Consider the following 24282-nt stretch of genomic DNA (forward strand, 5'->3'; position numbering starts at 1 on the left):
TAGGCAAGGAGCCTTGTTATGGAACAAGTGACAACGCAATACAGCATTAAGGTCGTGAAGTACTTCATCATTGCATCCTTAGTGTGGGCGATTGTAGGTATGATCATCGGCGTGATTCTCGCCGCGCAATTATATTGGCCAGTCTTAAACTTTGATTCTCAGTATTTCCAATTTGGTCGACTGCGTCCGCTACATACCTCTGGAGTAATTTACGGCTTCGTCGTGAATATCTTGATGGGGACGTCTTTGTACATTGCCCAGCGAACAGGCCATTGTGACTTGTTCAACAAAAGCCTTTCATGGATGGTATTTTGGGGCTGGCAATTCATCCTGTTACTTGCGGTCATTTCCTTACCCGCAGGCCACACTACCTCAAAAGAGTATGCGGAGCTTGAATGGCCAATCGACTTGATGATTGTGTTGGTTTGGGTGCTGTACGCGGTGTTGTTCTTTGGCACCCTTGCTAAACGAAAGGTCAGCCATATCTTTGTGGCTAACTGGTTCTTTGCTGCATTCATTATCGTCGTTGCAATGATTTTCATCGTGAACAACCTCGCGATGCCTGTGTTGGCGATGAAGTCCTACTCTGTGTTTGCAGGCGCTCAAGATGCGATTGTTCAATGGTGGTGGGGACATAATGCCGTCGGTTTCTTGCTGACCGCTGGTGTGATTGGTATGAACTACTATTTCATACCCAAAGCGGCGGATCGACCTATCTACTCGTACCGTTTGTCTGTGATCCATTTCTGGGGCTTGGTCGGCTTTTACACGTGGGCCGGAACGCACCATTTGGTTTATTCTTCTGTTCCCATCTGGATTCAGAACATCGGCATCGTTATGTCTTTGATCCTGTGGCTCCCTTCTTGGGCAGGCGCGTTCAATAGCGCAATGACCCTCCTACAAAATAAAGAAAAGCTGAAGTCCGACTACATTCTTTTATTCTTTTTCTCAGCGATTCTTTACTACTGCTTGGCAACATTCGAAGGTCCGCTACTCGCTATTCGCTGGTTCAACATGGTGGCACACAACACCGAATGGATCATCGGGCACGTACATTCCGCGGCTCTCGGATGGGTTGGGATGTCAGGGATAGCGGTTTTTTACTACTTCATTCCACGCTTATGGGGCCAAACCGATCTATGGTCACGACGACTGATTAAATGGCACTTTTGGCTTGCTCATGCTGGCGTCGCCATCTATGCAATAGCACTTTGGATCGCAGGCATCGGCGAGGGATATATGTGGCTCGCTCAAAATGAAAATGGCGAACTGATTTACAGTTTTGTAGAAGCTATGGACTTTAAAGCACCTTGGCTATTCATGCGTTTCTTTGGTGGCGCGCTGTTTGTACTTGGATTGTTCTTAATGGCTTTCAACTTGTACAAAACGATTCGTATGCCCGTAACAAATGATGCTAAACACACTGTTAATGAAGGAGCTTAAATGATGAGTAAAGACTTTACACATTCAATCGTCATTTTAATTTTGACCACTGTTGTCGTGGCCTCCTTCTCTTTATTGGTCTGGGTAGTGCCAAGCATTGTCCGTGGCGATGATATTGCCAAAGGCAGCTTAGCGATGCCTCTCACACCGATTGAGTTAGCAGGCCGAGACATATACATCAGTGAAGGCTGCCATGTTTGTCACACACAAATGGTTCGCCCTCTAGAGCCAGAAGTGAAGCGTAATGGTCGCCCGAACCAAGAAGCAGACGATATCTATGAGTTTCCTAACTTGTGGGGCTCTAAACGTACTGGTCCTGACCTCACTAACTTAGGTAGAAAGTATTCTGACCAATGGCATGCTATTCACTTAATTGACCCTCGAAAAGTCGTACCGACCTCGATCATGCCCTCTTACCCGTGGCTATTTGAGCAGACTCTGACTGGCGATGATATTAGCGCCAAAATGGAAGTGTTACGTACCTTAGGTGTGCCTTATACCGATCAAGAAATTGGTGATGCCCGTTTGCAAGTAAGAGGCAAAACCAAAGGTGAAGCTCTGATTCGCTATTTACAAAGCCTGGGTAAAGATACGTCACAGGAGGTATCACAATGAGCACATTCTGGAATCTATGGGCGGTACTCTTAACCTTAATATTCTTTGTTCTGATGGTGTCTGTTGTCGTTAAATACTGGCGTAGCAATCACAAGGCCGATCACGACCACACCATTGGCACCTTTGATGGTATTGAAGAGAAAGATGCGCCTCCACCTAAGCTGTTATTTATCAGTTATGCAGTGGCATTTCTTTTGTCTGCGGGTTATTTGGTGCTCTACCCCGGGCTTGGAGAATGGGAAGGCTTAGTCGATTGGGAACAAAGCGACGATAAGCTCAGTTCACCATCCACCACTCTCAATGAGCAATTTGCACAAACCAGCGAAACCACGTTAGAGGGATTAGCTGCTGTCCCAGAGATCGTGAACAGCGGTAGGATTCTATTCCAAACTCACTGTGCCGCTTGTCACCGAGATAATGCACAAGGTCAGAAACACTTCCCTAATCTTATCGACCAAGAATGGTTATACGGCGGCAGTGATGAAGCTGTGATCCATTCGATTGCCAAAGGGCGAAATGGAGCGATGCCGGGTTGGAGTGAAATCATGCGCCCAGACGAGGTGGCAAAAGTCTCCTACTATCTAGCCTCCCTCAACCAACGTCATACCGATGTGCCGGAGATTAAAGTCGAGCTCGGTAAAACCTTGTTCGTCCAATACTGTTCGTCTTGTCATGCCGATGGTGCTGTCGCTAACCCAGCGATTGGCGTACCTGATCTTTCCGATGATATCTGGCTTCACGGAGGGAGTATTGAAGAGATTCAGCACACCATCAATTATGGTTTGAACAACCTAATGCCTGCGTTTGATGAGCAGCTCAGTGAGAACGAGATACTCGCGCTTGGGGCTTATATCCGACACGCTGGTGACGTAGAGCAACAACGGCTCGCGAGTTTGAAAGCATCATCTGTTGAGCGCGGAGAATATCTCGCTTATGCCGGTGACTGTGTGGCTTGTCATAGTGCAGAAGGTGGCGAACCCTTTGCTGGCGGCCTACCCTTTGTCACCCCCTTCGGCACCGTGTATTCAACCAACATAACGCCACACACTACCGAAGGTATTGGGACTTATGACTTCGATGATTTCCGAGCGGCGTTAGTCGCAGGTAAAGGCAAGAATGGTTACCTGTACCCTGCAATGCCTTACACCTCCTATCAATACCTCACCGACCAAGACATGGTGGATTTATGGGAATACATGCAGTCAATCACCGCCGTGCCGCGACGCAATGATGACAACAGCATGATGTTTCCATCCAATATTCGCTTAGGTTTGCTTGGCTGGAACATCGTATTCATGGATACCGACCCTATTGATTATGAAGTGCCAGAGGAACTCAAAGGAGAAATTGAGAATGTCGATAAGTGGCAACAAGGCAAATATTGGGTCGCAGGACTTGGTCACTGTTCGGAGTGCCATACACCTCGAAATATTGCCCAAGCACTGATACCAGAACGTATTTTCCAAGGTAACTTGATCGACGGTTGGAACGCGCCTGATATTACAGCCAATGAGCTCTATATCGATGGTTGGGATGAAGCAACACTCACAGACTTTTTACACACAGGACATTCAGACAAAGGCACCGCTTTTGCGGGTATGGCTGATGTAGTGAAAAACAGCCTAAGCTTGATGACGCGTGAAGATATTGAGTCGATGTCCTATTACCTACTCAGTGGGGACATCAACAACACCATTGCCAGTGATGCCGTTCAGTTACAGCCTAAAGGGTTTGATGAAGCTGCGTATGCCAGTGAAATCTACACCACGTATCGTCAAACCTGTGGGGCCTGTCATGGTGACGATGGTAAAGGTCGCGATCCAATCGCCCCTACTCTGTTGAACAACGGTATTATCATGCACAGCGACCCATTCAATACCATTGCGGTAACGGTGCGCGGCTTGCAACCCACCTATCTCGACAAAGACAGAAATTTCATGCCAATGGCAAGTTTTGAGGATGTACTGTCGGATCAACGCTTAGCTGAGTTAATCACGTTTGTGCGTTTAAACCTTGGCGACAGAAATGAACCGGTCACGGCTGAGCATGTTCGAGAGGTAAGAGAAACACTTGAAGCAGCAGGCTATGCAGGTGGATTACACACCACACCTGAAATGTACGAAAATCGAGATAAGAACATTAACATACGATAGTAGCTGTGCGTAGCCGATTGGCCCAACAAGCAGCGAACAGCACGTAACTTTTATGTTTGCCTAACAAGCCAAAAGGAGACCACTGTGTCTCCTTTTCTTTTGCCCAAACCCAAGTTTTCGATACTTTGCCGTACAACACAATTGTAACTAACTGATTACACAATTAAGCAGAGCTGCACATAATGCGATCAATCTCGCAGAACAAAGATGACACCAAGTGCATAATATGCAAAATTTTCTAAAGATGTACTAAGGACAGTTATGGATACAACTACACTCATCTACGATACGTTGGAAGGCCTGTCGAGCGCAAAGCCTCAGCAACACGCTCAAATCCGCCAAAATCTATATAACCAATTAGATTTATCATTTGAGAAGCAGTTGGCTTTGTATTCATCAGTTCTTGGTCCAGCAAGTGCTGGTAGATTGACCGATTTGGATAGTGCAGTGATGTCTGCACGCAAGATTGTTGGCTTAGAAAACAGCTAAACAACCTTCAGCCTATCTCAACTTTAACGCTGCCATTGTGCAGCGTTTTTTTATGGACGCTATTTACGATAAAGACGGTTGGTTACGATAAGTACGGTTAAGTAAGATAAGTGCAGTTGGGCCTGTTTTTCAAGCTACACGCATTCTCATTTGGTTAATCTTATGTTCCATTTTTAACAGGTGTGCAACCTCAACAATGGCGCTAATGTTAGTAGCACGTTAACCACACATCGGATGGAAGAATCATGAGAGTACTTATTGAATATACACAGACAGGCAAATACCGTGATCATGCGTGGGAAGCATTAACGATTCGTTCAAAAGGCGAAATTCAAGCTGTGACTCCCTCTTATGCGGCTCAGCTTATCGAACAAAACCGCGCCAGCTTATCGACCACTGAAAATCAAGATATCGTCATCCAACCTTAATGGCTTCAAGGGCTACCCCTCCTAGTTCCTTAAATCGAATAGTTCGATGACATAAAAAAACGCTGCATGGGTGCAGCGTTTTCTTGTTTCTGGCGTATCGTATTTCTAACGTAGATAGTTTCTAAAGTAGAAAGCTTCTAACGCATCTTGTTTCTAGTGCAAATAGCTTGATTACTTTGGCAGATTTTCTAACGCTTCAACCATCGTCATCAATTTATCGACAATCCTTTCGCCGTCTACTCGCAAGCCATTGTGTTCATATTCATTGGTGATCCACGCTTTCGAGTTAGGAATGTTCGCCAATGTTTCACGGCTGTAATCCAACTCAACGTACATGTCATCGGCGTAAACGGCACACGCCATTGGCACTGTATTCTTGCTCAACTGCTCTGCGTTGTACAAAGTGCCCCAGTCCGACTTTTCAGCCAACATGTTCGCGGCTTCACGCAGTGGCTTCAGCGTTTCAAGTTGGTCGAACATCCATGGGTACACCATTTCACCAGTAAACCAGAACTCACTGCCCGATTGGTAGTTGAAGTGTGGGTACTGCTCACGAACACGATGTGCAGACCAGTTAGACGCTGTACCTTGACAGTAAATCGATTCATGCAAGATTGCGTAAATTGGGTTAGTTAAGTAACCCTGCTCTTGCTGCATTTGATTTAGGAAGCTGTAGCTCAGCTGTCTGTTACCGTTCACTTCAACAAACGCACTCTCCAGTGTGAAATACATTGGAAGGTTTGCTTCGCCGCCACCAAGATTAATACCTATTAGCTGGAACTGTTCAACTGTGAACACCTGACCGTTTGGCAGTCTCACATCGTTGTTGAGCAGGTAATCAGAGATCTCGCGACACATAGCTTGTGCTTGTGGGAACTGAGCAAAGAAAGCTCTGTTTTTGTCTTCTACACGCTTGTAAGTCGCACGATAAACATCGTCAGCTTCTCGTTCAATAGAAGGAATGCCGCCCGTCACATAACAACGCTGCAAGCTCTGTGGGAACAGTGACAAATAGCTCAGTGTACAGAAGCCACCAAAGCTTTGACCAATCGTCGACCATTGCTTAATACCAAACTGTTCACGAATCGCTTCAGCGTCACGAACGATGTTATCCGCTCTGAAATGCGTTAAGTATTCGACTTGTTGTTCTGGAGACAAATGCGCCAAAGTTTCATGGCTGATAACCGTGCTGTTGCCAGTACCACGTTGGTCTAGAAGCAGAACACGGTAGTTTTGTAATGCACGCTTTAGCCAACCCGATTGACCACTCACCCGTGGAGAAGGAAAACCTGGGCCGCCTTGAAAGTAGATCAACCACGGCAGCTCTTGCTCATCTTTAGCGAGATCAACCAGCTCACGTGCGAAGACTTGGATCTGTTGTCCATCTTTGGCTTGATAATCAAGTGGCAACTCGAAAGAGTGCTGACGGTACAGGGTGGTTCCATCAATAAAGTTAGCTTGCACGCTTCATTCCTTTTTATCTGATTCTAAAGTCATTGGTACGAATAAAAATGGCACCCTTTGGCACCGTAGTTAGCAAGATACGCATACTAGCTTGTAAATGAAACCGTTTGTTGAACCTGAATGTGAAGGTACTTCATTAAATCGCCAAATTAGCTTTATACGCGTAACAACTTGTGTCAAAACAGAGAGTTTAAGATGTGATCTATTGAGAAGAAGAACAAAAGTGGGACACAAATAAAAAGAGCTTAACGAGGTGAGGATACGTTAAGCTCTTTGGTTTTATCTGTTGTAAATGAGGTTTTTAGGTTGAACAAGCTCAGGCTTTATAGGTTTAGTTTCTATAAGCCAAAGATCTATAAACTGAGCTTCTGTAACTTATAGCTCTATAAAACAAAGCTAAGAAGCCTCGAGCTCACCTGCACCTTGAATTGAACGTTGGCTGTTTTCAACAAGGATAGCCGTCGCCGTTTCTTTCAACGCGCCCCACTCTCCATCGTCAACTTCAATGCCCTCGTTCCACGCCTTCTCTTGAGTTTTAAAAAGCGCTTCCGATTCAATGTGTGTTTGGTAGCCATCTGACAAACGTTCGATATCGAAATCCTGGACGGAAAGCTCGATGGTCATATTGTGGATATGATCGTCCGATGCCAGAGGCAAATCTGATAAAAACAGTTCTGGTGCAACGCAACCACGGTTAAGCACATACAAGGTGCTCTTAGGATTTGAGCCATTATCCCAACGTGCGGTACATGCGATGCCTTTCGCTGCCAGTTTTACAAGCTCACTGTACGCTAACCAACGATTATGGCAGTTGTTTAGCTCGATTTTCAGCGTCTTTTTACCGACCATTTTTTCAATGGCGTAATCCATCACCACAGGAAGATGACACGCTAAGCTCGCCTTGTGCAGGTCCACTTCAACTGTGTTGTCGCTTGTCACTTGGATGTCTACAGGGCAATCGTCTTCTAGCCCCATAAAGTTGCTCGCATTGTTAAAATGACGAACACCATCCAAGCCAACCATTTGTAAATCTGCCACCATGTTCGCTATCACATCGGCTTCACCACATGTACGACGCATACCCAGAAAGGCTTTATTAACGGCCGCTACCAGTTCATTGTGAGAAACGATCATAACGATTTACCTCCATGTTGAGCGTTGATATGTGTAGGAACTTTATTTGAGTCAGCGATCTCCGCTTCACTTGGTAAGATTGGGAACACCCATTCGTCCTGATGAATTTCATCAAGCAACGGTGCACCTTGGAAAAACGTCACTCGTACCCAACGGTCTGAGCGAGGATCAAACTTAGTCGCTCCAAACATCGCTAGCTTACAACGCAGCAAATGCATTGGTGGCGAGTCTTGGTGCAGCACGTTCATTTGAATGTCGCCCATCGCCTTGTTACCTAACGTCCACACACGGCGCGCAATGGCACGATGCTGCGGTTGTTTAACAAGGAATTCAGCCAATGAAAGCTCTGGCGCGAATTGCAATAAAGCATGGTACAGACGGTAAGCTTGACGGCCGATATCCAACGGCAGTTCGCGCTCTTCGCCGAGTTCCTCGCCTCGAACACCGAGCCTTGGCTCTTCTTTGTCCTGAGAGCGATACCAGAACCAGTAGTTATTTTCTGCTTTCGTAAAGTCAGTCGTGATCGCCCAACGGTACTTTTCTTCTAACACAACCAATAGGTCTTGGATCTTTTTGCCACTAGGAAGCGAGAGTGTTTCGCTACAATTCATTTGCTCTTGATGGGCGTCCACTAATTCTGGGTACAATTCCATCAAGCATGAGATAAGGATTTCTTGGGCTTCCATACTCATGTGCTTAGATTGTTCAACTAACTGCGCCCATGTATCGCAATGGTTTACAGAAGCTTCTAGTGACTGTTCTGCGTGTTTCAACTCATCAACAGCGGTTTTGTTCAACTCTTGCTGATTTTCATTGATGGTAACAACTTGTTCTAAATGACAAATCGCTTTTTTAACTAATGTACGTAGAGGCTCAATCAATGCCGTATCCGTGTGATTAGCTAACACGTCAGCTAATGCATGCTCACGGGTTGTCATCCATTGATCGACAATACTTGGGTGGTTAATCAGATATGGCGCCATACCTAAACCTGTGGCATTACCCACACCTAGGTAGCGTTGTAAGCCTCTGTGCAAGGTAATCGCTTGTTCACCGCCTTGTTGCTCCGCTAGGTAATGAACCCAATCTAGGCTGAACTCACGCAGCATATAAACAGCACACATTTGAGCACTGAACGATTGATTAAAATCTGGATTCTTTTCCAAGATTTTAAAGTCAGCAATACCAAACTTACCATTACCATAAACCGCTGTGGTTCGTAAGATGTAGCCAACTTCCGCTAGCTCTTTTGGCGTTGGTTGAACACCTTTAGCCAAGTGACTAACAATATGTTCAAACACTCGTACACTTTTGTTGGCACGCGCTAAAACAAGCACATTGTTAGGGTTACGGCCTGCTTCTTGTAGCGGTACATTCGCACGAAGTCTCTCAAGTAGGGTGACATCAACATCACCAAGAACCAGAGCAAACGTTACGTCCCACTTTTCAGCAATTACACGGTCATTTCGTTCGTCGTCTGCAATCTCATCGCAGAAAACAACCAAATGATAAACATGATTTGGCGTCTCTAGCTTATAGATAACATGACCAAAACCTCGAGCGTCTAGTTGCCACTCATGCTTAGTCACTTTCCATTGCTGTTGCGCCATTTTACGAATCAGAGTTCTTACGAAGCTGATGCGTGTTTGGTGCATAGCACCCAGTCTTTCCGGTGCCATGACGACCGTTGCGTCACGTAGTGCTGATTCAGTGTAGGTAGAACGATGTGCATCCATTTTGCTCACCACCTTATAGTTATAGGATTTTGCTAGCCATTCAGAACCGATCGTTGCTGTCTTTTGAAGCATATATAGCGACAGTATGTTGGTTAGCTTTCACGTTTTTAATCGTTATTGATATTATCGAGGCAAGCGAACTCGCCACTTATTATTTGTCCTGACTAGATCGATTGACCTAAATACGTGCCGCCCGGTGTATCTTCACCAGTACGGTTTTTATCTTCCTTCCGGAATCTTGTATCAGCCTTCTTTCAAAGGCTCACACCTTGTTTATCTTCAGTTTTTAGAGAGCTTTATCTCTACATTTTCTTCTTTATACCGGCATTGATGTTTTATAAGCCTTGATCTTTCGCCATCTTGATTGCGATTTGAGGCGCATTCCAAAGTGATGGCAGCAAGATTAAGGACACCGGTACCGCTGTGATAACTATGAATGATTGCAGCGCTGAAATACCGCCGGAACCTAGGGAAATCAGAATCAATGCTGTTACCCCCATCATCACACCCCAGAAAGTACGAATAATTGCGTTAGGCTCTGTCTCACCGCTGACTACCACACTGATGGTGTAAGTCATTGAGTCACCTGTCGTTACGATGAAGATCGTCGTCAAGATCAAGAACAGAATAGAGATAAGCATTGGCATTGGTAGTTGCTGAGTTACTGCCAGTAGCGCGCCAGGTAAATTAAAGCCTTCGAACGCTTTACTTACGCTGCCTGGGTCTGCAATTTCAAACGCAAGGCCAGAACCGCCAACAATGGTGAACCAGAAACATGTTACGAACGGTGCAATAAGACTGATGGTTGATACCAATTGGCGAATACTACGACCGCGTGAAATACGTGCGATGAAGATTGCCATCATTGGGCCGTAACCTAAGAACCAACCCCAGAAGAATACTGTCCACCAGCTCAACCAACCTTCGTCACCACGGTATGTTGCCATTGGGATGAAGTTGTCTATCATGCTGCCTACACCTTGGATGTAGCCATTGAAAATGAAGTTTGTTGGGCCGAAGATCAGAATGTAGACCATCAATGACATTGCTAAAATTACGTTGTAACGGCTTAGCATTTGCATTCCGCGGTTAAGACCACTTAATGCCGACAATGTGTATAGAACGATAGCGAACAGGATGATGATAAGCTGCGTCGTGAAGCCATCAGGAATATCAAACAGTGCGTTCAGTGCGTAGCTCACTTGCAAGCCTAAAAAGCCGATAGGACCAATGGTGCCCGCCGCTACTGCGACAATACAACATGCATCAATCAATGCGCCGGTGTGACCTTTCAATGCTCGCTCGCCTAAAACTGGGTAAAGCAAAATACGAGGTTTAAGCGGTAAGCCTTTGTCGTAGTGAAGGTGCATCACCACAATAGACGTTAAGCTACCGACAATGGCCCATGCTAGAAAACCCCAGTGCATGAAGGATTGCGATAAAGCATTCACCGCGCCTTGCTGTGCGTTTTCTTGTGCGCCGTACAATGGTGGTGGGCTAACGTAGTGAGCGATAGGCTCTGCTGCTGCCCAAAATACACCGCCACCTGCCAGTAGCGTACAGAAGATGATCGCCATCCAACGGAAGCCGTCCATTTCAGGTTTAGCGATGCCGCCTAGGATAACCTTGCCTGTTCGCCCTGCCGCCAGGCCAAGACCAATAAGAAAAGTCAGAAGAAGAAGCATTTGCCAGTAAGGACCGAATACTTTTACAGACCATGCAAAGCCCGTATTTACTAGGCTTGATAACAGCTCGCCATCAAATAGAGCAAGTGCCACGAACAGAGCGATAAAACCGCCGCTGTACCAAAGTGCTGGGTTGGATAGGCCTAATTTGTCTGACGTAGACTCAGACTCGTTTGTGTTGCTTTTTGCATTAATTGTTGTGTGTGCTTGACCCGCATTTAAGCTTGAAGATTTCACGCTATTGGTTAAATCAGACATACTCTGACTCCAGAGGTTTCTTTGCAGCTGTCATTTGAATGATGACTACAAGGGTGTATTTAACACCTGCCCTATTGTTTTTTGTGTTGGGCAGGCTAATCCATGTTTGGGTTACCGCGTTGCGAAATAGACCGTTGTTCCTTTTGAATAGTGAAATTGGTTTAAGCAGCACTTGCTTATTGAACGTTTGTTAGAAGGCTGCTAATTCGATGATGGCTCGCGAGAAACCGTTAACCCTTGGTTTGAGGCTCTAGGCCATCTTTCAAGAAGTTAAACCAGTTTTCTCCCAAGACTTGCCCAGCTTCAGACTCGCTGAAACCATGACGCATCAATCCGTTATATATGTTTTCCATACCCGCACTACCACAGAACCAAGGCAACGCATCTGGCCAACCTGAGTTGTTCGCAGAGCCTTCGCCGTAGTCCATTGCTTTAGACCAACGACCATTTCTCATCCATTCAAGAACGGCTTGAGGTTGGTTTAAGCATAGGTCACTGCCAATACCGAGGTGCTCTACGCCGACCATGTCAGCCGTAGTCGCTACCATCTGGCAGAAATCTTCCAAGGTACATTGGCTGCCGTTTGGTAGGTGGAATGGGTACAAGCTGAATCCGATTAAGCCGCCGCGTGCGGTTAGAGCTTTAATTACATCGTTTGATTTATTTCGTAGTGCATCATGAGCAAACGTCGGGTTCGCATGGCTGATACAAATAGGACGAGAAGACAAGTCGATAGCTTCAAGTGTTGAGCGCTCTGCACTGTGAGACATATCTATGATCATGCCCACTCGGTTCATCTCTTCGATGGCTTGTTTACCAAAGCGAGTAATACCTGTGTCGTTCTTCTCGTAGCAACCCGTCGCCAATAAGCTCTGGTTGTTGTACGTCAGTTGCATGATCAAAAGACCTTGCTTACGCATCACTTCGATAAGACCGATCTCATCGTCGATTGGAGAACAGTTTTGAGCACCAAGGAAAATGCCGACTTTGCCAGTCGCTTTTGCAGTCTCGACATCAGCCATTGAGTGAATCGGCATGATAAGGTCTGCGTTCTGCTCGAATCTTAAATTCCATTCTGCAAAGCGAGATAAGGTTTCACGAGCCGTCTCGTGGTAAACCGCGGTAGCGTGAACTGCTGTAATGCCGCTCGCCTTTAGTGTTTGGAAATATTCTCTGTTCCAATTGCAGTATTGCAATCCATCTATAACAATCCGTTGCTGGTACATAACCACTCCTATTGAAAGCTCAGTGTTCTAGCTCGGTTTTGAAAACACGCTCAAATAACATGTTTTCAAAAATGGGTTAAATCACTTGTCTAAGTTCGTTTGCTGCTTTGGTTTGAATGTTGGCCTGACTCTGTGAATCAGGCCAATTCGATAGCTGGATAGCTAGGAAGTTAATTCAGCTATCCAATTCTTATTTAGAAAGTGGATTAGTAAGGACGTTGGTAAGCCGTCTTAACCACTGTGTAGAACTCTTTCGCGTATTGACCTTGCTCACGAGGACCGAAGCTAGACTCTTTACGACCACCAAACGGTACGTGGTAATCCGTGCCTGCTGTTGGTAGGTTGACCATCACACAACCGGTCTGCGCTTGTTGCTTGAACATTGCGCTAGTACGTAGGCTCTGAGTAATGATGCCGCCTGTTAGACCGAAGCGAGTGTCGTTGGTTGTCGCAATCGCTTCTTCTAGGTCAGCGACACGAATCACACTTGCCATTGGTGCGAACACTTCTTCTTGGTTCACTTCCCAATCGTTCTTAGTGTTCAAGAACAGCGTTGGAGACATGTAGAAACCTTCGTGTTGCATGCTCAAGCGTTCGCCACCGAATGCCAGTTCACCGCCGCTTTGACGCGCTTTCTCAACCCAACCTAGGTTTGCTTCAAGCTGGTTTCCGTCAACAACTGGGCCCATGAAAACGCCTTCCTCTAATGCGTGACCCACTTTCAGCTCGCTCATACGTTTAATCAGTGCTTCAACGTACTGGTCGTGGATACTATCCATAACAACAAGACGAGAAGACGCTGTACATTTTTGACCTGCACCAGAGAAAGAGCCGGCAATAGTTGCTTCAACTGCGGTTTGGATATCTGCATCATCAGCGATAACCAGCGCGTTCTTACTGCCCATTTCCAGTTGGCAACGAACGAAGTTTGGTGCGGTAGCCGCTGCCACTTTACGACCCGTGTCAACAGAACCGGTAAAGCTCACACCGTTCACTTCTTTAGAGTTGATCAGTGCATCACCTACCGTTGAACCGCTACCCAATACAAGGTTAAACGTACCTGCAGGGATACCTTGGCGATGGATGATCTCAGTAAGCGCAACCGCACTTGCTGGTGTTAGGTTTGCTGGTTTCCAGATAACACTGTTACCGAAAGCCAATGCTGGAGCAATTTTCCAAGCTGCTGTTGCTGTCGGGAAGTTCCAAGGAGAGATAATGCCGATAACGCCCACCGCTTCGCGAGTCACTTCAACAGAAACACCCGGGCGTACAGAATCTGCGTTGTCACCAATTTGGCGAAGCACTTCAGCCGCAAAGTATTGGAAGAACTGACCTGCACGGTAAATCTCACCGCGACCTTCAGCAAAAGGCTTACCTTCTTCACGAGATAGCAAAGTGCCCAGCTCATCACAACGGGCAATCAGCTCATCACCAATCGCTTGAAGCACCGTTTGCTTGCGTTCAATCGGCGTTTTTTCCCACTCTGGTTGAGCGTGTTTCGCCGCTGAAATCGCTTGTTGAACTTGTTCAGCACTTGCTTGTGCAAAGTTGCCAATATTTTCAGAAATATCTGATGGGTTAATGTTCGCTACGGTGCTTACACCCGCTTGCCATTCGCCGCCAATGTAAAGTGCGTTTTCTGCTTGAACATTCTGTAAGTGAGTCATCATTCTGTCCTTGTAACGTTAGGTTGCGGTTGAGTCTGGCAACCATCGGATTAATTAATAAATTGTTAATTTATATAGAGAATAAGTATTGATTTTGTATCTAAACGTAAAACTATTCGCTTGTATCAGTAAAGATCTGCGTAGACAAACAGCTTTGATTGGCAAATTGCCTAAGTTCACAGTCCATTTATTCAGGTTGAGACGCCGATGCATAAACCACGAACTCAACCAACATCTCTTCTCTAGCTAGCCCTGCAACAACGACTGCTGCACGATTTGGATAAGGTGCGTTGAAGTATTCTCCGTATACGCTGTTTACCGTTTTCAGGTATTCACGGTCAGTCACGTAAATCAGAACCTGCAGCACAGAATCCATAGATTCGCCTGCACACTCCAAGGTATGAACAAGGTTGTTAAAAGTCTGACGCGTTTGCGCTTCAATACCGCCTTCTACTACTGCGCCCGTTTCATCGATTGGAATCTGCGCAGTGTATAGAGTGCCGTTATTAACGATTGCCCACTCTAGTGGTGCTTTTGAAGCAAAAAGAGAGGTTTTTACTGGGTGTTTTTTAGTTTGTGCGTTCACGATTTCATCCAACTTTGTAACAACTATGTTTCAAGATGGTTAAATACTGCACCTTGACGCCTGATAAATCTAACGGTAAATTTTGTGCATTTGATAAATAAAATCTATCACCTTGCAAAAAGTAAGGTATAGCAAGGGCTAGAGAAGGATCGGAGTCATGAGTATTAAGCTACAACAGTTAAAACATTTCGTTTTGGTGGTCGAAGAAGGTGGATTTAGAGCGGCATCTCACCGTGCAAATCGATCGCAAGCGGCACTTTCGACTTCGATAAAAGAGTTGGAAAAAATACTCGGCCAACCTCTGTTTGAAACAGGCAACAAATCGACACTGACGCCTTTTGGAGAAATATGTTTGCCCAAGATCATTCAATTTCTGAACGTTTACAAAGCATTAGACAATGACTTACGCGCAGCGGCAGCAGGACAACAAGGAAGAGTTCGAATAGCGAGCGTGCCTTCGGTGGCCGCAAAACTCATCCCTAGTGTTTTAGGGGCATTTTGTGAGCAGTACCCGAATGTAGAAGTGAGTTTGATTGATGATAATGCGGCAGGGGTAGAAGCAAGATTACTCTCTGGCGAGGTGGATGTTGCCCTCGGTAATAGCTCCCATTTAGAAGAAGAGAGCATCGACTTCACGCCTTTGCTTTCTGATCCTATCGGTGTGGTGTGCCTCAAAGATAACCCTATCGCCTCTCAACGGGAAGGAATCGAATGGCAAACCTTGTTAAAGCAGCCCTTCATTCGTAACGGGACTTGCACCCTACTGGACCCAACACCTGCGCGCATGCTCAGCGAACAAGCCCTGTACTCTGTCGAGAACATTACCTCGCTTTTTTCGGTGTTAGAGCTCGGGATAGGCGTGACCACGCTACCTAAGCTGGCTTTCCCAACCAATGAAACCCGCTTGGTGTGGATTCCGCTAATTGACCCACCCTTGCAACGACAAATCGGCATTTTCAGACTGTCTGATCGTACGATCTCGCCACAAGCACAGGCTTTCCATGACTTATGTATTCAATACCTCAGTTATGAAGAGTCATAAGAGAGCCTAGATTAAGTAAATTAGGCAGCGCTCTGCTGCCATTTACTTCCTCAAAACTCGGTGTTTCTTCTCCGCACCATGCTTCTCGCACACCCAGTCCCCCATTTCACTCCTATATCATCAACATTTAGGCGCTGAATTTTCACTCTCGCGCACGCAAATAGTGACAAGCTGACGACAATATAAAAAATATTCGCTTATTGATAAGAAGCGACGTACGTTTAATTTACCAGAAAAACCAGATCTTCCATCATTGCCTCAAACAAGCTTAACCCCTACCAAAATCACACTTCACAACTCAGCTTGTAAATAAACCTAAGTGTTTGAATAGTCTTAATTGATAAGATCATAATTTGAAAATTTAGCTCGCTACTCCCTTCTAAAAAGACCCTCTTTTTCACAAGGATAAAGCATCTTAAATATTCATGAATAAAGTGATAGAACTATTACTTTCATAAATGAAAAACATTCATTTCAAAAATGGAATTATTGATATCAATATTTGTCGTTTTGATCACATAATTTTAGGCGTAGTTTATATTTTGTCGAAACGAGAGCGAACTAGTTTATATCGTTCTATTTCGTCAGGAGATATAAGACCAGCAAGATTATCTCTTTGTTAACAAGCAAAGTTTTATTAACAAGTAAATGCGAGTAGCAAGACATATTCAAACTGTGTTTTATATGAGCTTACACTGTTAAATATAAGGTTTTATTATGAGGCTTAATGGGATAAGTGGTGACATTCTTGTTGCTGCTAAAAGAGTTGTTCTCTGCCAAGTAGTATTAGCCGTCGGTGTAGTTTTATATGAAGTGTTTTTTGGTAATAAAGTAGATATGGAATCGTCGGCTTTGGGTATCGGAATTGCGATGCTACCTCCGCTGTTTGGTTTTATATATGCAAGCCTAAAGGTGCGCAAGAATCCTAATTATAGTTTACGTGACTTAATGCAAATGAGTCGTGTCGTGAAAATAACTTATACGTTCTTAATGTTTATCTTGGCGTTCCAGTTTTTCAAATTGGATAACCCAGTAATATTGTACGCATATATTCTCACTATGGTTGGGTACTTCTTAACACCATTTATTACTGCCTCTACAAGATCGGAGTACGTGTAGTATGGATCAAGTAACTACCGCTCACGAATACATAGAGCATCACTTAACCTTCTTAACTACAGGTGATGGTTTCTGGGCGTTCAACATCGACTCGATGTTGGTATCTTGGATTACGGGTTTACTGTTTATTGGAGCTTTTCGATACGTAGTGACTAAGGGCACCAGCGGTGTTCCAGGTCGATTTCAATGTTTTATCGAACTGATATTTGATTTTGTAAACAACCTAGTAAAAGAGATTTTTCAAGCGGAGGATAAATTAATAGGGCCACTGGCATTAACCACTTTTGTTTGGGTGTTGTTAATGAACGCGGTCGATTTATTACCAATAGATTTCATACCAGCATTAAGTCGTGCAATGGGTCTAGAACACTTTAGAGATCTACCAACGGCGGACGTAAATATTCCAATGTCGATGGCACTCGGTGTATTTATCTTACTGTTGACTTATACATTTAAAAATAAAGGATTGAAAGGCTTTATCAAAGAGCTTACTACGCAGCCATTTGATAACCCTCTTTTATACCCTGTTAACTTAGTTCTTGAATTAATAACATTAATTTCAAAACCTATATCACTAGGCTTACGATTATTTGGAAACATGTATGCAGGTGAGATGATATTTATTCTGATCGCATTAATGCCATGGTGGATGCAATGGGCACTGAGTGTTCCTTGGGCACTATTCCACATATTAATCGTATTCTTGCAAGCATTTATATTTATGGTACTGACCGTTGTTTATTTAGGTATGGCAACAGAAGAACACCACTAATTAATAACTAAAAAATTTAACTAAAAAATTATTTATCGGAGATACAAATGGATATCGTAAGCGCAGTTTTATATGTAGCAGGTGCATTACTGATCGGTTTAGGTGCAGCAGGTGCAGCATCTGGTATTGGTAACTTAGCAGGTAAATACCTTGAAGGTGTTGCGCGTCAACCAGACCTTACTCCAATGCTTCGTACTCAATTCTTCATCATGATGGGTCTTGTGGATGCAGTACCGATGATCGGTGTTGGTATCGGTCTATACATCATCTTCGCCGTGGCTTAATCAAACCGCTTTGAAAGATCGATTTATACATAATCAAGATTTAGTGAGGAAGGTATGAACTTAAATGCAAGCATGTTTGGACAAGCAATCTCATTCGTGATTTTTGTTTGGCTCTGCATGAAATATGTATGGCCCCCTCTCACCGCGATGTTAGACGAGCGCCAAAAAGAAATCGCTGATGGTTTACGCCACTCAGAGAACGCTGCGAAAGAGCTAGAACTAGCAAAATCAAATGGCGCGCAACTCATCGAAGATGCAAGAAAAGATGTGACTGAACTGGTTGAACAGGGCCGAAAACGCCGCAATGAAATCATCAGCTTAGCGCAACAAGAAGCCGAGCAAGAAAAGGCACGCATCTTAGAACAAGGTAGAGCTGAGCTAGAAGGCGAACGCCAAAAGATACGCCGTGAACTTCAGGCAGATATGGCAGACGCAGTAATTCAAAGTGCACAGAAACTGATTAGCAAAAACCTAGATTCCGCAACGAACCGAGCGCTAGTTGACCAAATGATTAGCGAACTCTAAGGAGAGGCAATATGTCAGATTACACCAATATTGCTCATCCCTACGCCAAAGCATCGTTTGAATTTGCTTTAGGTGAAAACCAGTTACAAGAGTGGCACTCAATGCTGTCCATTCTTGTGGCTGTCGCGGAAGAAGAAACGATCGCTAGTCAGATTTCTTCAGCAGAAGGTGCTTCTACACACCAAACAGAAGAGCTGGCAAACCTCATCATTCATATTTGCCAAGGACTCGTTGATGACCACGTCATTAATCTTATTCGAGTCTTGGCCGAGAACGGCCGCCTTTCTGTTGTAAGAGACCTGTTTGAATTGTACTGCGAGCTAAAGGACGAACATGAACGTGTAGTGCCTGTCACTGTCACCAGTTCAGAAATGCTGACACAAGATCAAGTTACGTCACTAACAGCTGCACTTGAGAAGAAATTAGAGCGTCAGGTTGAAATGAAGCAGGTTATTGATGACACGTTAGTAGGTGGAATGGTCATCAAGGCGGGTGAAACCGTTATCGATGGTTCTTTAAACACATCAATTGACCGATTGGCTCATCAACTTCACGCGAGATAGGTAACAATTATGCAATTAAATTCAAATGAAATCAGCGATCTAATCAAAGAACGCATCTCGAAATTTAATGTGAGCACCGAGGCTCGCAATGAAGGCACTATCGTATCGGTTCGTGATGGCATCATCACAATCAATGGCCTTGCTGATGTTATGCAAGGCGAGATGATTGAGCTACCAGGTGGCAAATACGCACTCGCACTTAACCTCGATACGCACTCAGTAGGTGCGGTGGTTATGGGCCCCTACACTGACCTATCTGAAGGTATGAAAGTGAAAGGTACAGGTCGTATCTTGGAAGTCCCCGTCGGTAACGGTCTTCTTGGCCGTGTTGTGAACACATTAGGCGAGCCAATCGATGGCAAAGGCCCAGTAAGTTGTGACCGACTCGACCCTGTAGAAGTGATTGCGCCCGGTGTAATCGAACGTAAGTCTGTTGATCAACCTATTCAAACTGGTTATAAAGCGGTTGATACCATGGTGCCGATCGGCCGTGGTCAACGTGAACTTATCATCGGTGACCGTCAGACGGGTAAAACAGCGTTAGCTATCGATGCGATCATCAATCAGAAAGATTCTGGCATCAAATGTGTGTATGTGGCGATTGGCCAAAAAGCCTCCACTATCGCTAACGTGGTTCGTAAACTCGAAGACCACGATGCGCTTAAAAACACCATCGTCGTTGTGGCGTCAGCATCAGAGTCTGCAGCGCTTCAATACCTAGCCCCTTATGCGGGTTGCACCATGGGTGAATACTTCCGTGACCGCGGTGAAGATGCGCTGATCATCTATGATGACCTATCAAAACAAGCCGTTGCTTACCGTCAAATCTCATTGCTATTGAAACGCCCACCGGGTCGTGAAGCCTTCCCTGGCGACGTATTCTACCTTCACTCACGCCTACTAGAACGTGCAGCACGAGTGAATGCAGAGTATGTAGAGAAGTTCACTAACGGTGAAGTGAAAGGCCAAACAGGCTCATTAACGGCGCTTCCTATTATTGAAACTCAGGCGGGTGATGTATCAGCGTTTGTACCAACCAACGTAATCTCAATCACTGATGGTCAGGTTTTCCTTCAAACCCAACTGTTTAACTCAGGCTTACGTCCTGCAGTAGACCCAGGTATCTCGGTATCTCGTGTGGGTGGTGCGGCGCAATGCAAGATCATCAAGAAACTGTCTGGTGGTATCCGTACTTCATTAGCTCAATATCGCGAGCTGGCGGCCTTTGCTCAGTTCTCTTCTGACTTAGATGAGATGACGCGCAAACAGCTAGACCATGGTGAGCGTGTTACCGAATTAATGAAGCAAAAACAATACTCTCCAATGTCAGTCGCTGAGCAAGCAACGGTTATCTACGCAGCAGAGAAAGGCTACTTGGTCGGTGTTGAGCTAAACAACATTGCCCGTTTTGAAGAAGAGCTGATTGCTTATGCCAAAGGTCAGAACCCTGCGTTGTTCGAAAAAATCAACGCGACAGGCGATTACAATGACGAAATCGACGGTGCTCTTAAAGAGATCCTAGAAGGTTTTGTTGGGATGAAAGCTTGGTAAGTGCTCCGGTTTGTTAGCTGGAAATCAAAACAAATAGGAGCAGATTATGGCAAGTACTAAAGAAATTCGCACCAAGATAGCCAGTGTTAGTAACACTCAGAAAATCACTAGCGCAATGGAAATGGTTGCAGCAAGTAAGATGCGCAAGGTTCAAGACAACATGACGCTAACTCGCCCCTACGCCGAGAACATGCGAAAAGTTATCTCTCATGTTGCATCGGGTTCCCTGGAGTACCAGCACCCTTACCTGCAACAGCGTGAACCTAAGCGTGTCGCTTACATCATTATCTCGTCCGATCGCGGCTTGTGTGGTGGCTTGAACTCAAACTTGTTCAAGAAAGTGTTAGAAGAAATGGAGCAATGGCGCACCAAGGGAGTCGAGGTAGAAACAACCTTAGTGGGATCTAAGGCTATCTCGTTCTTCCAACGCGGCGGCAACGTTATTGCACAAACGTCAGGTCTTGGCGATACACCTAAGTTAGAAGACATCTTAGGTACGGTGAATGCGATGCTCGGGCATTACAACGAAGGTAAAATCGATAGCTTGTATCTCGTTTACAACCAGTTCGTCAACACCATGGTTCAAGCGCCAACGACCTTGCAGTTGCTCCCCCACCCTTCGGATTCTGAGGAAGGTGGTGAGCCTAAAAAAGCGCGTCGTTGGGACTACATCTATGAGCAAGCACCCAAAGACATACTCTCAGAACTGTTACATCGATACATCGAATCGCAAGTGTATCAAGGCATTGTTGAGAGCATTGCCTGTGAGCAAGCAGCCCGAATGGTCGCTATGAAAGCGGCGACTGATAACGCAGGCCAACTCATTGATGACTTGCAGTTGGTCTACAACAAGGCGCGTCAGGCTGCCATTACCCAAGAGCTGAGTGAAATAGTCTCAGGTGCCCAAGCTGTCTAGGGCTAGAAAAGACTGGGTCAAGAACAGAATTTGAGGATTTAAGAATGAGTGTTGGAAAAATAGTTAAAGTAATCGGCGCGGTGGTTGACGTCGAGTTCAGCGGCGGCAACAGCCCACGCGTTTATGATGCATTGAAAGTGACTAGCGACGAAGCAAGCTCGTTAGTATTGGAAGTACAACAACAACTGGGTAGCAATATCGTTCGTTGTATTGCAATGGGTACGTCAGATGGCTTACGTCGTGGCCTAACGGTTGAAAACACAGGCTCTCCAATCACGGTTCCTGTCGGCGAAGAAACGCTAGGCCGTATCATGAACGTGCTTGGTCAACCTATCGATGAGTGTGGTGAAATCGGTCAGAAAGAAAACTACGAGATTCACCGTGAAGCCCCTTCTTATGAAGAACAAGCAAACAGCACTGAGCTTCTAGAAACAGGCGTTAAGGTTATCGACCTTATCTGTCCATTCGCTAAGGGTGGTAAAATTGGTCTGTTCGGTGGTGCTGGTGTAGGTAAAACCGTCAACATGATGGAGCTTATCAACAACATCGCCAAAGCCCACTCAGGTCTTTCTGTGTTTACCGGTGTAGGTGAGCGTACTCGTGAAGGTAACGACTTCTACTACGAGATGAAAGAAGCAGGTGTACTAGACAAAGTAGCCATGGTTTACGGTCAAATGAACGAGCCACCGGGAAACCGTCTACGTGTAGCACTTACAGGCCTAACTATGGCTGAGCGCTTCCGTGATGAAGGTCGTGACGTACTGTTGTTCATTGATAACATTTACCGTTACACGCTTGCGGGAACAGAAGTATCAGCTCTGCTAGGTCGTATGCCTTCAGCAGTAGGTTACCAACCAACACTGGCTGAAGAGATGGGCGTACTTCAAGAGCGTATCACGTCAACAAAACAAGGCTCTATCACCTCTATCCAAGCAGTATACGTACCTGCGGATGACTTGACTGACCCATCGCCAGCAACAACCTTTGCTCACTTAGATGCGACCGTTGTACTGTCTCGTAACATCGCGGCACTGGGTCTATACCCTGCGATTGACCCGTTAGATTCAACGTCACGTCAGTTAGATCCGCTGATCGTAGGCCAAGAGCACTACGACATTGCACAAAAAGTACAAACAACGCTGCAACGCTACAAAGAGCTAAAAGACATCATCGCGATTCTTGGTATGGATGAGCTGTCTACTGAAGACAAACAGACCGTATCTCGCGCTCGTAAGATTGAACGTTTCTTAACGCAGCCTTACCACGTAGCCGAAGTGTTTACCGGTCAGAAAGGTGTCTTTGTACCGCTAAGCGAAACACTAAGAGGCTTTAAAGGTCTATTGAGCGGTGAATATGACGATATCCCAGAGCAAGCGTTCTTGTACTGTGGCTCTATCGACGAAGTGCTTAACAAAGCAAAATCACTCTAAGAGGCAGGTGCACCATGGCTATCGGAATTACAGATAATACATTTCAACTTAATATTGTAAGTGCGGAAGGTACGCTGTTTTCAGGTCCAGCGTATGCCCTAGCCGTTTCTGGCGCTGACGGTGAACTGGGGATCCGCCCCGGTCACTCCCCGCTTCTCAGTAAGATCAAACCGGGCGTAACCGTGTTCGTTACAGACCCTAAATCAGAAGGCCAAGTGCTGTATGTCTCTGGTGGGATGCTGGAAGTTCAGCCGGATGTGGTTACGTTATTAGCCGACACGGCCTTGCATGGTAAAGACATTGACCGCGCTCGCGCAGAAGAAGCGAAATATGCCGCTCTAGAGAACATCAACAAGGGCAACATAGACATTAACTTTGCACAAGCTCAGCTAGAACTAGCGAAAGCCGTTGCTCAGTTACGTGCATCAGAATTGACATCTTCTCGCACTCGTCACTGAGAAGAAGCGTTATTTGCCGTTAGCTGTGCTAGCAAACAAATACAAAAAAGGCTCACTGAATAGTGAGCCTTTTACTATCTGCTTAACGCAAAACCTAGGTCTAACGTTGCTTGATGTTCAAACGAATAGTTTTAAAAGATTCGTTTTAGAAAAGAAGTTTAGAGCCGTCGTTTAGAACTGTAGTTTAGAAGAACTCAATCGAATTACGGCCGCTTTTGTCATCACGTGTTGGCTTTGGCGTATCCGCTTTCTTTTTCGGTTTCTTCTCTTTTTTCTCTTTCTTTGGTTCAGCCTTTGCGCTTAGCATTTCTGCTTTGCTTTTCTTAGATTCCTTCTTCTTAGAATCCTTTTTAGACTGACCTTTCTTCGCCTTGTTCTCTTTTTTAGGCGTTTCTTTCTTTTTCGGCTTTTCTGATTCTTCTTGTACTGGCTGATCACACACCACTACATAGTATTCTTGGTTGAATTCAAAGAAGTCGCCATCGTACATTTTACGACGCTTACGGGTTTCTAGCTCACCATTTACCGCTACGTAGCCTTCAGAGATGATGTGCTTAGCTTCACCGCCACCACTCACTAGGTTAGCAATTTTAAACACTTTGTAGAGCTCGATTGGCTGTGATGAAACATCAATACCAATTGCTTCAATTTCAATCTCTTCGCCTTCTTCGCCCAGCTCTTGTCCTTCGTAATCAGCGTCTTCGTAATGTTCTTGGTCCATGGTGACCTCTACCTAAA

General features: G+C 45.3%; 23 protein-coding genes. 15 read left to right on the forward strand and 8 right to left on the reverse strand.

All coding sequences use genetic code 11. The annotated features are described in order from the left end of the window. Positions 1-18: 18 nt before the first annotated feature. The 5 genes from ccoN (at position 19) to AB4209_RS15975 (ending at position 5128) form a co-directional block, all read left to right on the forward strand. Positions 19-1443, forward strand: coding sequence for a cytochrome-c oxidase, cbb3-type subunit I (gene ccoN, locus AB4209_RS15955; protein WP_102393761.1), 1425 nt, complete (start codon positions 19-21; stop codon positions 1441-1443). After that, a complete protein-coding gene (locus tag AB4209_RS15960) occupies positions 1444-2058 on the forward strand; it encodes a cbb3-type cytochrome c oxidase subunit II (RefSeq protein ID WP_017064719.1) in 615 nt (204 codons plus the stop codon). After that, a complete protein-coding gene (locus AB4209_RS15965) occupies positions 2055-4211 on the forward strand; it encodes a cytochrome c (protein WP_102393760.1) in 2157 nt (718 codons plus the stop codon). The genes AB4209_RS15960 and AB4209_RS15965 overlap by 4 nt, the downstream gene beginning before the upstream one ends. A gap of 261 nt (positions 4212-4472) precedes the next feature. Further along, positions 4473-4700: a PAS factor family protein gene (locus AB4209_RS15970; RefSeq protein WP_004730426.1), complete on the forward strand. Its 228-nt coding sequence runs from the start codon at positions 4473-4475 to the stop codon at positions 4698-4700. Between the two features lie 245 nt (positions 4701-4945). Further along, positions 4946-5128, forward strand: a complete 183-nt coding sequence (locus AB4209_RS15975; protein ID WP_004730424.1) for a hypothetical protein — start codon at positions 4946-4948, stop codon at positions 5126-5128. Positions 5129-5299: 171 nt separating this feature from the next. Here AB4209_RS15975 and AB4209_RS15980 read toward each other — a convergent pair whose 3' ends face one another. From AB4209_RS15980 to AB4209_RS16010, 7 genes are all read right to left on the reverse strand, one after another. Beyond that, positions 5300-6592, reverse strand: a complete 1293-nt coding sequence (locus AB4209_RS15980; RefSeq protein WP_017064721.1) for an alpha/beta fold hydrolase — start codon at positions 6590-6592, stop codon at positions 5300-5302. A gap of 396 nt (positions 6593-6988) precedes the next feature. Beyond that, positions 6989-7726: a DUF3726 domain-containing protein gene (locus tag AB4209_RS15985; protein ID WP_017064722.1), complete on the reverse strand. Its 738-nt coding sequence runs from the start codon at positions 7724-7726 to the stop codon at positions 6989-6991. Continuing rightward, entirely contained in the window at positions 7723-9534 is a 1812-nt protein-coding gene (locus AB4209_RS15990) for a hypothetical protein (protein WP_102393759.1), read from the reverse strand. Before AB4209_RS15990 ends, AB4209_RS15985 begins: the two co-directional genes overlap by 4 nt. Before the next feature lie 263 nt (positions 9535-9797). Beyond that, a complete protein-coding gene (locus AB4209_RS15995) occupies positions 9798-11405 on the reverse strand; it encodes a BCCT family transporter (protein WP_017066850.1) in 1608 nt (535 codons plus the stop codon). A gap of 230 nt (positions 11406-11635) precedes the next feature. Next, positions 11636-12631, reverse strand: coding sequence for a membrane dipeptidase (locus AB4209_RS16000; protein WP_017060833.1), 996 nt, complete (start codon positions 12629-12631; stop codon positions 11636-11638). Positions 12632-12837: 206 nt separating this feature from the next. Further along, positions 12838-14298 (reverse strand): aldehyde dehydrogenase family protein, encoded by a 1461-nt coding sequence (locus AB4209_RS16005; protein ID WP_102393758.1) that lies wholly within the window; start codon positions 14296-14298, stop codon positions 12838-12840. A 187-nt stretch (positions 14299-14485) separates the two neighbouring features. Next, on the reverse strand, positions 14486-14884 hold the full coding sequence (locus AB4209_RS16010; protein ID WP_017060835.1) for a RidA family protein: 399 nt from the start codon (positions 14882-14884) through the stop codon (positions 14486-14488). A 157-nt stretch (positions 14885-15041) separates the two neighbouring features. Between AB4209_RS16010 and AB4209_RS16015 the strand changes: the two genes are divergently transcribed. The 10 genes from AB4209_RS16015 to AB4209_RS16060 all read left to right on the forward strand — a co-directional run bounded on the left by AB4209_RS16015 (position 15042) and on the right by AB4209_RS16060 (position 23544). Continuing rightward, positions 15042-15926, forward strand: a complete 885-nt coding sequence (locus AB4209_RS16015; RefSeq protein ID WP_017060836.1) for a LysR family transcriptional regulator — start codon at positions 15042-15044, stop codon at positions 15924-15926. 717 nt (positions 15927-16643) lie between these two features. Next, positions 16644-17045: a hypothetical protein gene (locus AB4209_RS16020; protein ID WP_017060837.1), complete on the forward strand. Its 402-nt coding sequence runs from the start codon at positions 16644-16646 to the stop codon at positions 17043-17045. Between the two features lies 1 nt (position 17046). Next, entirely contained in the window at positions 17047-17817 is a 771-nt protein-coding gene (gene atpB, locus AB4209_RS16025) for a F0F1 ATP synthase subunit A (protein WP_017060838.1), read from the forward strand. A 47-nt stretch (positions 17818-17864) separates the two neighbouring features. Next, on the forward strand, positions 17865-18101 hold the full coding sequence (gene atpE, locus AB4209_RS16030; protein WP_004730405.1) for a F0F1 ATP synthase subunit C: 237 nt from the start codon (positions 17865-17867) through the stop codon (positions 18099-18101). Between the two features lie 54 nt (positions 18102-18155). Then, a complete protein-coding gene (locus AB4209_RS16035; RefSeq protein ID WP_017060839.1) occupies positions 18156-18626 on the forward strand; it encodes a F0F1 ATP synthase subunit B in 471 nt (156 codons plus the stop codon). An 11-nt stretch (positions 18627-18637) separates the two neighbouring features. Continuing rightward, a complete protein-coding gene (locus tag AB4209_RS16040; protein ID WP_017060840.1) occupies positions 18638-19189 on the forward strand; it encodes a F0F1 ATP synthase subunit delta in 552 nt (183 codons plus the stop codon). Between the two features lie 9 nt (positions 19190-19198). Further along, positions 19199-20740, forward strand: a complete 1542-nt coding sequence (atpA, locus tag AB4209_RS16045) for a F0F1 ATP synthase subunit alpha (RefSeq protein ID WP_017060841.1) — start codon at positions 19199-19201, stop codon at positions 20738-20740. 46 nt (positions 20741-20786) lie between these two features. Next, positions 20787-21656, forward strand: a complete 870-nt coding sequence (atpG, locus tag AB4209_RS16050; protein ID WP_102393757.1) for a F0F1 ATP synthase subunit gamma — start codon at positions 20787-20789, stop codon at positions 21654-21656. Between the two features lie 44 nt (positions 21657-21700). Further along, a complete protein-coding gene (gene atpD, locus AB4209_RS16055; RefSeq protein WP_017060843.1) occupies positions 21701-23086 on the forward strand; it encodes a F0F1 ATP synthase subunit beta in 1386 nt (461 codons plus the stop codon). A gap of 14 nt (positions 23087-23100) precedes the next feature. Beyond that, positions 23101-23544 carry a F0F1 ATP synthase subunit epsilon gene (locus AB4209_RS16060; protein WP_019820614.1) on the forward strand — a complete coding sequence of 148 codons (444 nt, stop codon included), beginning with the start codon at positions 23101-23103 and terminating at the stop codon, positions 23542-23544. 184 nt (positions 23545-23728) lie between these two features. On the opposite strand, the gene AB4209_RS16065 is transcribed toward AB4209_RS16060, so the two are convergent. Next, positions 23729-24265, reverse strand: coding sequence for an RNA-binding S4 domain-containing protein (locus AB4209_RS16065; protein ID WP_017064730.1), 537 nt, complete (start codon positions 24263-24265; stop codon positions 23729-23731). Between the last annotated feature and the right edge of the window lie 17 nt (positions 24266-24282).

This window comes from Vibrio sp. 10N.286.48.C11 (genome assembly GCF_041469805.1).
Classification (GTDB): Bacteria; Pseudomonadota; Gammaproteobacteria; order Enterobacterales; family Vibrionaceae; genus Vibrio; species Vibrio crassostreae_C.